The following is an 11,654-nucleotide window of genomic DNA, read 5'->3' as shown; positions in this document are numbered from 1 at the left end:
TGAATATTTATACATTTTATGCGAATTTGTCGAGCATAGCTTTGAGACCATAGGCTCAAAGCGGCACAGACTGAGCAATAAGATGTATAAATATTCTCGATTTCGATTAATGCGACAGCTCCCCCATATTGTGCAAATGGAGCTGCGTATCCGCAGCTCCAACCCAATGGTAAACTCGAAGACTGTGCTTTCCATGGTCATAAATCAGACGTTTATGCACTGCTGCGATAAACGAGAAATGTCTGCCTGTGCAGATTTAGAACGGGTTCTTTTTTCTTTTATCACTCCCATCTTCTGTTTTCTCACAGCGAATGATGATTTAGTCTTTGAGTTTCCAGCAGACACGCTGATTGAAGAAATAAAAACAAAAAGTAAAAAGAAAAGACAGCATTGTCTTTTGACATCTTCTATTATGACAACATCCGGCCTCTCCGTCAAGGAAAACAGTCTGACAGTTTCCGGTGGATTCCTGCCTTTTCTCTTCTATATTTACAGCATGTCTCAGAATTTTTGTACTTTCTCCCAGATTCCTGTCTCTTCAAAATCTGCCACTGCTTTTTTTGCCTCTTCTGACAGGTTTTCCGGATATCCCGTCATTTCCAAAAGGCGTATGGCATTTCTGGTGGTCACTCTGCCTTTCTTCAGCAGATAATTAAAGACTACCTCATGTTCCTTTACTTCTTCCTCAAAATGATAGTTTTCGTACAGGTCCTCCAGAATATAAGACAGCTCAATATCATGGGTAGCTGCAAAGGGCAGCACATGCTCCCTGTCCAGACCCGCCAGTATCCTGGAAGATGCACCAATCCTTTCAATCGTGTTTGTCCCTCTTAAGACTTCATCAATGATACATAAAAGACAGCCTTCTTTTTCTGTCTCATCTAAAATCCTTTTCAGGGAACGTATTTCCACGATAAAATAGCTCTCTCCCCTTTCCAGATCATCCCGAAGAGCCATGGAAGTCATAACTTTAAAATAAGGCGCCTGGTATTCAGAAGCTGTAACAGTATAGATAGTCTGAGCCAAAATGGTATTTACCGCTATATTCTTCAGAAAAGTGGATTTTCCCGAGGCGTTGGAGCCAGTTACCAAAATCCCGTTCTCTGCCTCTATGCTGTTGGCCACAGGATGAGAAAGCAGCGGATGGTACAGGTTTTCCACCTTTAGATAAGCTTTGCCTGCCATTTCAAGTTCCGGTATGCTGTAGTAAGGCAGACTTACTCTGAAAGACGCAATGGAGATCATGCCATCCAGATATCCGAAAATCTTCATCAGACCCAAAATTTCTTCCTGATGTTCCTGCATGGCCTTCATCATGGTAGAAAACTTAATCAGGTCAATGTGCGTAAGCATACGGATATAGTCCATGATCAGCCCTTCCATCCCTCCTCCTGTACTGCTCTGCTCCAGGACCAGAAAGGATCCTTTCTGAAAGGTCCGCAGTTCTTTCCGGCATCTTTTTCCTTCTTCCATATATGAAGCAAGCTCCGGGATCTTCAGTTTTTCCAGATTTTTCTGTGCCTCCAGAAGCTGGATCACACAGCGGAAGCTGGTAAGATACAGATCAATATCCTGCTTTCGCATAAAATACGTGATAATATTCAGAATGCAGATTCCCAGGAAGCAAAAGATTCCCGGCGAAGGCATGGCTGCAAAAAACAATAGGGAAAGGAAAAAGGCGCCGCACATAACTATCTGGAATCCTTTTCCCTGGATCTCTACCTCTTTCGTTACACTGACAGCCTCATAAACGCTTACATTTCCCGGTTTCCGGATTCCGGCAAGAAGAGCCTGTACCTTGTGCCGCTCCATTTCTTTCTCTGAGAAAAATTCCAGAAGCCTCTGCCTCTCTTTCAATTCCTCTTCCTCAAAAACCGGCTTTCTCAGAATCTCATAGAGGTATTCATCTCCAATGGGGGAAATGCTCTGGTTTATCAGAGCAAAAATCCGGTCCATATCCAGGTCATTCCAGGTAATATCGTCAACATAAAAGCCTTCTTTTTCTCTTTTACGGAAAAACTGGGATATATGTTCCAGTTCATCATAACTGTATTCCCGCTGGGGGATCTTGCCCCAGGAAGCCATCATCCTTTCCAGAAAAAGCTTTCGCCTCTTACCCTTTTCATAATAATTCAGGACTCCAGCCCCTGCCAGAAACAGAAGAATCACTACCAGCCCGATTACGGTATCATTATACATAGTTCACCTAAAAATAATTGTTTATAAGCTCTAAAAATTGATGGATATCTTCCTCTGTATGAGCGTCAGAAAGGAAAATAGCTTCAAACTGAGAGGGCGCCAGATGAACTCCATGCTCCAGCATATATTCAAAATATTTTGAGAAAGCCGCCGTGTCAGAAGTCTTGGCTGACTGGTAATCCCTAACAGGAGTTTCTGTAAAGAAAATACTGCCAAGAGAAGCTACAGCATTTACCTGGTATCCGATTTCCTTCTCCACAAAAATCTTCCGGATTCCCTCAAAGAGGATTTCTCCTTTCTGGAAAAGACGTTTATAAATATCCTGGTCCTCCCAGAGGATTTTCAGCTGAGCCAGACCTGCTGCCATGGCGATAGGATTGCCGCTTAAAGTACCTGCCTGATAGACCGGACCGCTGGGGGCCACCATTTCCATGATCTCTTTTCTTCCGCCGTAGGCTCCCACAGGCATGCCTGCGCCGATGATCTTTCCATAAGTAACCATGTCAGGCGTCACTCCGTAGTATTCTGCCGCTCCCCCGAATCTTAAGCGGAAACCGGTAATCACCTCATCAAAGATCAGCAGGGCTTTATGCTTGTCACACAGATCTCTCAGACCCTGAAGAAAACCGTCTTCAGGAGGAACCACACCCATATTGGCGGCCACCGGCTCTACGATCACTGCTGCCACCTGATCCTGGCTTTCTGCCATTAATTTTTCTACGCTGTCAAGATCATTATACACTGCGATCATGGTATCCTGGGTACAGCCTTTTGGCACACCGGCACTGTCCGGTACGCCGCTGGTCATCACGCCGCTTCCTGCACTTACCAGCATGGCGTCCGTATGACCATGGTAGCAGCCGGCGAACTTAATAATCTTATTCTTGCCGGTATAGCCTCTGGCCGTGCGGATAGCGCTCATAACTGCTTCTGTACCGGAATTCACCATACGGATCATTTCCACATGAGGGATCCGCTGGCAGATAAACTCTGCCATCTCTACTTCCCGCTCTGTAGCGCAGCCAAAACTTAATCCGTTCTCGCTGGCACGGATCACCGCTTCTTTTATCCGCTCATCATTATGCCCCAGGATCATAGGACCCCAGGAACCGATATAATCTGTATAAGCGTTTCCGTCCACATCAAAAATCTTGCTTCCCACAGCTCCCTGGATAAATCTGGGAGCCTCATCTACAGAACCAAAGGCTCGTACCGGGCTGTTTACTCCTCCCGGGATTCTTTTCACTGCTCTCTGAAACAGCTCTTCTGATCTTGTCATTATCCGATTCTCCCTTCGTCTAAGAATTTTGCGATTTCTTCTGCAAAATAAGTTAAATAAATATCTGTTCCTGCTCTGAAAGCGCTGACTGCCATCTCACAGATGATCCGGTCCTCCTCTATGTATCCCAGCTTTGCTCCTGCCTTGACCATAGCGTACTCTCCGCTGACGGAATAAGATGCCACCGGAAGATGGATCTGGTCTTTTACCTCCCGGATAATGTCCAGATAATTCATTGCCGGTTTTACCATGATAATATCCGCTCCCTCTTCTACATCCAGAAGAGCTTCTTTAATAGCTTCTCTTCGGTTATGGAAGTCCATCTGATAGCTCTTTCTGTCGCCGAAAGCCGGGGCAGAACCTGCTGCATCACGGAAAGGTCCGTAAAAGGCAGAGGCATATTTCACTGCATAAGACATAATGGGAATATCCCGGTAGCCGTTCTTATCCAGGATGGTGCGGATAGCCCGGACTCTTCCGTCCATCATATCAGAGGGCGCTACCATATCCGCTCCAGCCTCTGCATGAGAAAGAGCTGTCTGGGCCAGATATTCCAGGGTTTTGTCATTGTCCACTTCGTGTCCACAGAGGATGCCGCAGTGTCCATGGGAAGTATACTCACACATACATACATCGGTGATCAGATATAGCTCATCCTGAAATTCTTCTCTCGCTTTCCGAAGAGCCTTCTGAACAATTCCATCCTCTGCATATGCCTGGCTTCCGACCTCGTCTTTGTGGTCAGGAATACCGAAAAACATTACCTTATCTACTCCTGCTTTTTTTAATTCCTCCAGTTTTTCCGGAAGCCGGTCCAGGCTGTACCGGTACTGTCCAGGCATAGTAGCGATTTCTTCTTTCAGATTCTCTCCCTCTCTTACAAAGATGGGGTAGATCAGAGAGCTTTTATCCATTCTGGTCTCTCTTACCATCTTTCTTAAACTTTCTCCCCCTCTGAGTCTTCTGGGTCTGATCCCCATGTCCATTTGTCAACACTCCTTTTCCTTTAATCTTATTACCAGCTCCAGCACACTGTCTATGGTAGCTTTTTCGGCCATATAGGTCTTCATTCCATAGGAGTCTGCCGCTGCTTTTGTCTGTTTTCCAATACAGGCCGCTGTGACCTTTGTATAATCCAGATCCGGGCAGGCCGCTGCAAATCCTCTTACTGTAGAGGCGCTGGTGAATACCGCACAGTCTATCCCACCCTGTTCAAATTCTTTTTTCTCATCTATGATTTCCTGATTTTCATAAAAAGTATCATAAGTGGCGATATCTGAGATCCGAAGGCCCGGTTTCTTTTCCAGCTCCTCCAGGATTTCATGATTTCCAATCTTAGCGCGAGGGATCAAAATCCGCTCTTCCCCGCAGCAGGCATCTCGCAGGGCTTTTCCAAGGGAAGCTCCGTCATAGATTTCCGGAATCAGATCCGGGATCAGGCCTCTCTCTTTCAAAGCTTTCTCAGTGCCTTTGCCGATAGCGGCAATTCGGATTCCTCCCAGCTTTCTGATATCTGTTCCGGTCTTCAGCAGTTCTTCAAAGAAGACCTTCACTCCTGTAGGACTGGTAAATGCAGCCCAGTCATAAGTATCCAGCTCTTTAAAGGCCTGATGCAGTTCTCTCTGGTTTTCCAGGGGCTCTGTCCGTATAGCAGGCAGTTCCAGAACTTCCGCACCCAGTGTCCGAAGCTTGGCAGACATGGTGGAGATCAGATCTTTTGGTCTGGTCACCAATACTTTATAACCGGCCAGCGGAAGCTTTTCATACCAGGCAAATTCCTCTGCCAGAGCGCAGACCTTTCCTACCACAATGATCGCCGGAGTTTCCACTCCCTGCCGCTTTACTTCTTCCGGCAGTTCCGCCACTGTGGAAACAATCCTTTTCTGCCCTGCAGTCGTTCCTTTCTGGAGAACTGCCGCAGGCATCTGTGGATCCATTCCTGCCTCCAGAAGAGAGGCGCAGATATCCGGAAGGGCTGTAACTCCCATGAGAAAAACGAGGGTGCCTTTGGTGTCCACCAGTGCCTTAAAATCAATATCGTAGGCTTCTCCCTGGCGTTTATGACCGGTGATAATATGAAGGGAAGAAGTATAGTCCCGGTGAGTCACAGGGATGCCGTTATAGGCAGGCACTGCAATAGGGGAAGTTACTCCCGGCACCACCTCATAGGGAATCTGCTCCTTTGTCAGAAGCTCCAGCTCCTCTCCTCCTCTTCCAAAAAGGAAAGGATCCCCTCCCTTCAGACGCACCACACGGCAGCCTTTCTTTGCCTCTTCTACCAGGACCTGATTGATCTTCTCCTGGGGCATAGTGTGATGAGAAGCCCGTTTTCCCACATTGATGGCTTTTGCCTCTTTTGGAATCTGGGATAAGACTCCCTGTCCAACCAGGCTGTCATAGACTACCACCTCTGCGTTCTGTAAGATTTCTCTGCCTTTTACGGTAAACAGGCCCGGATCTCCCGGGCCGGCGCCTACCAGCCAGACCTTTCCTGTACTCATATCTATCTGCTCCTTTACTGCTGATTTTCTTTCCTGCATGTTTCCTGCAGCCTGCGGGCAAGGGAAATCCCCAGTTCCTCTGCCGAGGAAATTCTGCCTTTTTCGCTGCCTCTTATGTATTTTCCTGTTTCTTCCTCATAGTACAATCCCATGAGGAATAATTCCTCTCCCAGAACCTGTCCGTGAGCCGCTACGGGAGAAGAACAGCCACCGTCCAGATAGCGGACAAAGGCCCGCTCTGCTCTGGCTGCAGCAGCAGCCTCCGGATCCTGGAAATCTGCCAGGTAAGAATAATCCTCTCCGGCCCTTCCCTGGACTGCCAGGATTCCCTGGCCAGCAGCGGGTATGATTTCTTCCACAGTAAAATAACGGCTGATCCTGTTTTCCAGTCCCAGCCTTTTCAGTCCTGCTGCTGCCAGGACCAGGGCACTGTATTCTCCGCTGTCCAGCTTTTTCAGCCGGGTCAGGACATTTCCACGTACGCTCTTAAATTCCATATCCGGAAAAAGCTCCTTTAGCTGAAGGATCCTCCGGAGGCTGGAACAGCCTATAGGCTTCCTCTTGTCCATGGTTTCCTGTCCTTTTGGAAGGACCAGCACATCCCGGGGATCTTCTCTTTTGGAATAGGCCACCAAAGGCAGCTCCTCCGGTATTTCCATAGGCATATCCTTCAGGCTGTGCACAGAGAGGTCACTTCTCTTTTCCATAAGAGCCTTATCCAGTTCTTTCACAAAAAGCCCTTTTCCTCCGATTTTATCCAGTGTCCTGTCCAGGATAATGTCCCCTGTTGTTTTCATAGTCAGGATCTCTGCCTGGATCTCCGGAGAGTGTTCTTCTATATATTTTTTTACCATTTCACTCTGGATCACTGCCAGCCGGCTTTCACGGCTGCCGATTATGACTTTCTTCATCTTGTACCTCCATGTTGTCTCCCAGCAATACCTTCTGGGTTTTTTCCCGGACCTCTCTCACTTTCCTGTGGTCTTTTCCGCTTCCGTTGAATCCTATGACTACACCCTCGTATTCCAGGATTCCTGGAAAATGAAAGTCGCATTTATTCTGGTCGCTGGCTACATTTACCTGAATTCCCAGACATTTGCAGGCACTGTAAATATCTTCATTTACTTCTTTGTTGTCTGTGGCCGCAATGACCAGATCTGCATCATAAAGGTCCTCTCTGGAATAGGTCTTTTCTTTGTAAAGGATCTCACCCTGACGGGCCAGACTGAGGATCTCTTCAGAAGCCTCAGGGGCTTCTACCACCACTTCTCCTGCAAAGGGCAAAAGGGTTTTTACTCTCCGGGAGGCAATTTTCCCTGCCCCTACTACCAGAACCTTTTTTTGGGTCAGGTCCACAAAGAGGGGAAACATTTTTTTCTCTTTACTCTTCATATAGCTTCTCCAACCCTTCCACACAATTTATAAACTCTTCTTCTTTCATAAAATCCTTCAGGCCGAACATCATCTTGTTGACCACTTTCCCGGCAGCTGTGTCAATGGCATTTAAAAGATTTTCCCGGTCTTTCTCTTCCATGGGAGTCTTCCTTAATATCTTCATGATACGGAGATTCAGATCTTCTACTGCATCTGCCTTGATCTCCTGAATCCTTGGGATCAGATCTCTGCCATTGTACCAGCTGTAAAACTCCTCCTGCTGCTCCTGAAGGATCTTCCCTGCCTGGTCAAGGCTGGCCTGGAGCTTGGGAGATACCGCATCAATCTTGAAACTGTCAATATCGTACAAAGTCACATTACTAAGGGTCCCTGCCGAAGGCTCTATGTCTCTTGGCACTGCCAAGTCGATAAGAACAATATGTCCGGGAATTTCTGCATTTTCAATCTGCTCCATAGTCAGCGTATAATTAGGACTTGCTGTAGCGCTGACTGCCAGATCACATTTTGGAAGAAACTCCAGACGCTCTCCATAATTGATCCTGTCGCAGCCCTGAGGGATTGTCACAATTCCGCTGCGGTACTGCCGCACTGTGACCGTTACATCTGCTCCTGCTTCCTTAAGAGCCAGAGCAGTTACCTTCCCCATTTCGCCGTTTCCAATAACCATACAGGTTTTTCCCTGGATGGAAAATCCCTGATTTTCCAGACGTTCTATAGCCTGGTGGATTACAGAGCTGTTGGCTCTGGAAAAGCTTACCTGGGTTTTTACTTTCTTTGCAGCAGTAACCGCCATGCGGAATAAAACCTCCAGAACATTATCTGTACAGTAAGCTTCTCTGGAAAGGGCTAGGGCATCTTTCACCTGGGTAATGATCTGGTCCTCTGCAAGAATCTGGGATTTCAGGCCACTGGTAAGATAGAACAAATGCTCTACGGCCTCCTCTTCTTTTCTGGAAACAAAATACTGCCGGAATTCATCCGGATCCTTCTCTTTTTCTCTGCATAAAAATTCATAGAGAGAACCTTTCCAGTCTTCCCCAGTACTGGCCCAAATCTCCATACGGTTACAGGTAGACAGAATAATACAGCCCAGGATTCCCGGCTCTTTTTTCAGATTTTCCAGGGCTGCAACTGTATTTTTTTTCGTAAATGAAAACTGGGCCCGAACATCTACTGATGCCTTTTTGTAGTCGATTCCAATCATGGAAATACTCATGTCTTTACTCTCCCCTATTTTCTTTCTCTTATGAATTATGAACGGTCTTATCTCCACTCAATCTTTTCTCATCTTAGCATAGAATTCTTTCCCGTGCAATGATTGATTCCTATTGACAAAAATCCTGTATATGCTACAATAAATCCAGAATTGAATGTACAAAGGTGCCTGCATAAAATGCGGGAGAATAGGAAAGCTGAGTGAAAAGCTCACACGGTCACGCCGCTGTAAAGGAGGAGCCGTATTTCTTGTAAGGTTTTTGTAAGACCTGCGTCACTGGGAATTACCTGGGAAGGCTGAAATACGGTGAGGATGCCTAAGTCAGAAGACCTGCCTTGTGCACGAAATTTACACAGGTTACGAACGATGGCCTCGTGTAAGAACAGGTTGGCTCATAGCAGTTCAATTCTATTTGCTATACCTCTTGTTCTTCTGGTAGCCTGTGGGAATCATCCCTCAGGTTTTTTTATTGTACAGGGAGCTTTGTTCCCAATAAAAAAGTCCCGCAAAAATATACTGCAGCGGGAAAATCACATTTTACTATCAGAAAGGAGAAGAAAATGAGTAAACAGGAAAAACGTATTCTGGCTCTGGCAGGGGCTTTTGCCCTTACTTTCGGTATTGTCCCCAATGTCAGCGCTATGCACATTATGGAGGGATATCTGCCCGGAGGTTTTTGCATTGCCTGGGGTGTTCTGTGCCTGCCATTTTTGATCGCAGGTTTCATGTCCATAAAGAAAACTTTAAATGACCACCGAAATCTGATCACACTGCTGGCCATGTCCGGCGCCTTTATCTTTGTGATCTCATCACTGAAGATCCCTTCCGTAACAGGAAGCTGTTCTCATATGACAGGAACTGGACTGGGTGCCATTTTGTTCGGTCCCTCTGCTGTTTCTGTGCTGGGACTGATCGTTCTTTTGTTCCAGGCCATTCTGCTGGCTCACGGCGGCCTTACCACTATTGGGGCCAATACCTTTTCCATGGCCATAGCAGGACCTTTCCTTTCCTATGGGATATATAAACTTTGTAACAAAAGTGGGATGAACAAGCGGGCCAGTGTTTTTCTGGCCGCCGCTTTAGGCGACTTATTCACATACTGCATCACCGCTTTGCAGATGGCTCTTGCTCACCATGCAGATACTAGCATAGGCGGCGCTTTGGTGAAATTTCTTGTGGTTTTTGCTCCTACCCAGGTGCCTCTGGCCATCATTGAAGGAATCATCACAGTCCTCATCGTCATGGGACTGGAAACCTATGCAAAGCCAGAGCTTCGTACTATCGGATTTATAAAGGAGGGAAAATAAGCCATGAAAAAGAAAGTGTTTCTGGGAATCCTCTTAATTTTTTTAATCGCTCTGGTTCCTCTCTTCGCTTTAAAAGATGCTGAATTCGGAGGCTCCGATGATGCAGGCAGCCAGGTAGTAGAAGAGGTGGATTCTTCCTATGAGCCCTGGGCCACTCCTATTCTGGAAAGGCTCATTGGCGGAGAACTGCCAGGAGAGGTTGAAAGCCTTTTCTTTTGTATCCAGACCGGTATCGGCGTGGGAATCATTGCCTTTATCATGGGCAGGTTCGTGGAACGAAGAAAATGGATGAAACATGAAGAACAATAAAGGAAGGAGTTTCCCGTGATTACCATAGACAAGCTCTGTTATAATTCAAAGCTTCGCTATGAAAATGCCGGTGAAAAATTTGCCTTTGCAGTGATTACACTTTGCATTTGTGTAATGAGTCGTTCCATTGCAGTGGCATGTATTGTTTTAGCTGTGACAGGGATTCTTGCCGTATGGAAAGGCGGAGTCCCTGTTTCCCGTTATCTGGGTTTTCTCACTGTACCACTGGCTTTTTTATTCCTGAGCACAATAGCAATTATGTTTAACATTAGAAAAGCCCCTTTGGACCTTTTTGCGATTTCAATCGGCAGTTGGTATGTGACGGCAAGTACCGATTCTTTTTTCTACGCAGTACAGTTGATCCTGACGGCCTTGGGAGCCGTATCCTGCTTGTATTTTCTATCCTTTACCACACCTATGCCGGATATCCTGGAAGTACTGGGAAAACTCCACTGCCCTGGTCTTCTTATTGAGCTGATGCTGCTGATCTATCGTTTTATTTTTATTCTCCTGAACACAGCTTCTGCTATTACCACATCCCAGAACTGCCGTCTTGGAAATAAAGATTACAGGACTTCTTTAAAGTCTTTTGGGCTGCTGGGCTCTGTACTTATGATGCGGGCTATCTCCCGCTCCAATAAACTTTATGACGCTATGGAAGCCCGGTGTTACGATGGCAGAATTCGGGTGCTGTCAGAGAATCAGCCTCCCAGAAAAAAAATCATTGCCGCTATCGCAGTCTTTGATACTGCACTTTTCATTTTTGCCTTATGGAGGAGATTTTTCTCATGAATCAAGATATTATCTTAAAAGCCGAGAACCTTTATTATTCTTATGATGACGACAACAGCCATTCTCTCAATGGACTGTCTCTGGAAATAAAAAAGGGGCAAAAGATAGCCGTTATGGGAGCCAACGGCAGCGGAAAATCCACTTTTTTCCTCTGCTGTACAGGAATTCTAAAGCCTCAGAAAGGACATCTGTTTTTTAAAGGAAAGAAATACGCCTATGACAAAAAAAGTCTTCTGGATCTGAGGAGCAAAGTGGGTATCGTCTTTCAGGACCCGGATAACCAGCTTTTCTCTGCCAGTGTTTACCAGGAAATCTCCTTCGGCATCCTGAATCTGGGGGTTGCCCCGGAAGAGGCCAAAAAAGAGGTGGAGAAAGTCATTGATTATCTGGAGATCACCCCTTTCCGCCATAAACCTACCCATGCCTTAAGCGGAGGTCAGAAGAAGCAGGTTTCCATTGCAGATATCCTGGTCATGCACCCGGATATCATTATCCTGGACGAGCCGGCAGCGGCCCTGGATCCAAAGCATACCCAGATGGTAAACCACATTGTAGATCAGATGACAGAGGCGGGGATCACCGTTCTCATGGCTACCCACGATGTTGATTACGCCTATGAGTGGGCAGATGAAGTCATCCTTTTCCATGAAGGAAAA

10 protein-coding genes, 1 pseudogene and 1 riboswitch are annotated in these 11,654 nt (G+C 46.4%); of the genes and pseudogenes, 4 read left to right on the top strand and 7 right to left on the bottom strand.

Features of this window, described 5'->3' with window-relative positions:
• Nucleotides 1-501: 501 nt before the first annotated feature.
• Genes B5G33_RS17270 through hemA form a run of 7 tightly spaced genes read right to left on the bottom strand, consistent with a single transcriptional unit; the run spans nt 502 to nt 8,590 of the window.
• Nucleotides 502-2,199, bottom strand: a complete 1,698-nt coding sequence (locus tag B5G33_RS17270) for a MutS-related protein (protein ID WP_087418511.1) — start codon at nt 2,197-2,199, stop codon at nt 502-504.
• Nucleotides 2,200-2,206: 7 nt separating this feature from the next.
• The gene (hemL, locus tag B5G33_RS17265) at nt 2,207-3,478 is read right to left on the bottom strand and encodes a glutamate-1-semialdehyde 2,1-aminomutase (RefSeq protein ID WP_087274131.1); all 1,272 of its coding nucleotides are present in this window, start codon (nt 3,476-3,478) and stop codon (nt 2,207-2,209) included.
• Nucleotides 3,478-4,464 (bottom strand): porphobilinogen synthase, encoded by a 987-nt coding sequence (hemB, locus tag B5G33_RS17260; RefSeq protein WP_164496700.1) that lies wholly within the window; start codon nt 4,462-4,464, stop codon nt 3,478-3,480. Before hemB ends, hemL begins: the two co-directional genes overlap by 1 nt.
• Nucleotides 4,465-4,467: 3 nt before the next feature.
• On the bottom strand, nt 4,468-5,979 hold the full coding sequence (cobA, locus tag B5G33_RS17255) for a uroporphyrinogen-III C-methyltransferase (RefSeq protein WP_087418513.1): 1,512 nt from the start codon (nt 5,977-5,979) through the stop codon (nt 4,468-4,470).
• Between the two features lie 14 nt (nt 5,980-5,993).
• Nucleotides 5,994-6,890 (bottom strand): hydroxymethylbilane synthase, encoded by an 897-nt coding sequence (gene hemC / locus B5G33_RS17250; RefSeq protein ID WP_087418510.1) that lies wholly within the window; start codon nt 6,888-6,890, stop codon nt 5,994-5,996.
• Nucleotides 6,862-7,371, bottom strand: coding sequence for a precorrin-2 dehydrogenase/sirohydrochlorin ferrochelatase family protein (locus B5G33_RS17245; RefSeq protein ID WP_087274127.1), 510 nt, complete (start codon nt 7,369-7,371; stop codon nt 6,862-6,864). The genes hemC and B5G33_RS17245 overlap by 29 nt, the downstream gene beginning before the upstream one ends.
• Nucleotides 7,361-8,590 carry a glutamyl-tRNA reductase gene (gene hemA / locus B5G33_RS17240; RefSeq protein ID WP_087274125.1) on the bottom strand — a complete coding sequence of 410 codons (1,230 nt, stop codon included), beginning with the start codon at nt 8,588-8,590 and terminating at the stop codon, nt 7,361-7,363. The genes B5G33_RS17245 and hemA overlap by 11 nt, the downstream gene beginning before the upstream one ends.
• A gap of 146 nt (nt 8,591-8,736) precedes the next feature.
• Nucleotides 8,737-8,942, top strand: a riboswitch (cobalamin riboswitch).
• A 208-nt stretch (nt 8,943-9,150) separates the two neighbouring features.
• Here hemA and B5G33_RS17235 point away from each other — a divergent pair.
• The 4 genes and pseudogenes from B5G33_RS17235 to B5G33_RS22660 all read left to right on the top strand — a co-directional run.
• Entirely contained in the window at nt 9,151-9,897 is a 747-nt protein-coding gene (locus B5G33_RS17235) for an energy-coupling factor ABC transporter permease (protein ID WP_087274123.1), read from the top strand.
• 3 nt (nt 9,898-9,900) lie between these two features.
• Nucleotides 9,901-10,206, top strand: a complete 306-nt coding sequence (locus B5G33_RS17230; RefSeq protein WP_087274121.1) for an energy-coupling factor ABC transporter substrate-binding protein — start codon at nt 9,901-9,903, stop codon at nt 10,204-10,206.
• 15 nt (nt 10,207-10,221) lie between these two features.
• A complete protein-coding gene (gene cbiQ / locus B5G33_RS17225; RefSeq protein WP_087418509.1) occupies nt 10,222-10,998 on the top strand; it encodes a cobalt ECF transporter T component CbiQ in 777 nt (258 codons plus the stop codon).
• Nucleotides 10,977-11,600 (top strand): annotated as a pseudogene (locus B5G33_RS22660) (energy-coupling factor ABC transporter ATP-binding protein); the annotation flags it as partial. The gene cbiQ and the pseudogene B5G33_RS22660, both read left to right, overlap by 22 nt.
• Between the last annotated feature and the right edge of the window lie 54 nt (nt 11,601-11,654).

Origin of the sequence: Blautia sp. An81 (genome assembly GCF_002161285.1) — a bacterium.
Classification (GTDB): domain Bacteria; phylum Bacillota; class Clostridia; order Lachnospirales; family Lachnospiraceae; genus Blautia; species Blautia ornithocaccae.
The sequence above is the reverse complement of the archived record's forward strand: the minus strand, read 5'-3'. Positions and strand labels throughout refer to the sequence as shown.

Bases quoted from the DNA above. Each gene is read 5' to 3' on its own strand.
- B5G33_RS17270 (WP_087418511.1), bottom strand. From the start codon at position 2,199: ATGTATAATGATACCGTAATCGGGCTGGTAGTGATTCTTCTGTTTCTG.
- hemL (WP_087274131.1), bottom strand. From the start codon at position 3,478: ATGACAAGATCAGAAGAGCTGTTTCAGAGAGCAGTGAAAAGAATCCCG.
- hemB (WP_164496700.1), bottom strand. From the start codon at position 4,464: ATGGACATGGGGATCAGACCCAGAAGACTCAGAGGGGGAGAAAGTTTA.
- cobA (WP_087418513.1), bottom strand. From the start codon at position 5,979: ATGAGTACAGGAAAGGTCTGGCTGGTAGGCGCCGGCCCGGGAGATCCG.
- hemC (WP_087418510.1), bottom strand. From the start codon at position 6,890: ATGAAGAAAGTCATAATCGGCAGCCGTGAAAGCCGGCTGGCAGTGATC.
- B5G33_RS17245 (WP_087274127.1), bottom strand. From the start codon at position 7,371: ATGAAGAGTAAAGAGAAAAAAATGTTTCCCCTCTTTGTGGACCTGACC.
- hemA (WP_087274125.1), bottom strand. From the start codon at position 8,590: ATGAGTATTTCCATGATTGGAATCGACTACAAAAAGGCATCAGTAGAT.
- B5G33_RS17235 (WP_087274123.1), top strand. From the start codon at position 9,151: ATGAGTAAACAGGAAAAACGTATTCTGGCTCTGGCAGGGGCTTTTGCC.
- B5G33_RS17230 (WP_087274121.1), top strand. From the start codon at position 9,901: ATGAAAAAGAAAGTGTTTCTGGGAATCCTCTTAATTTTTTTAATCGCT.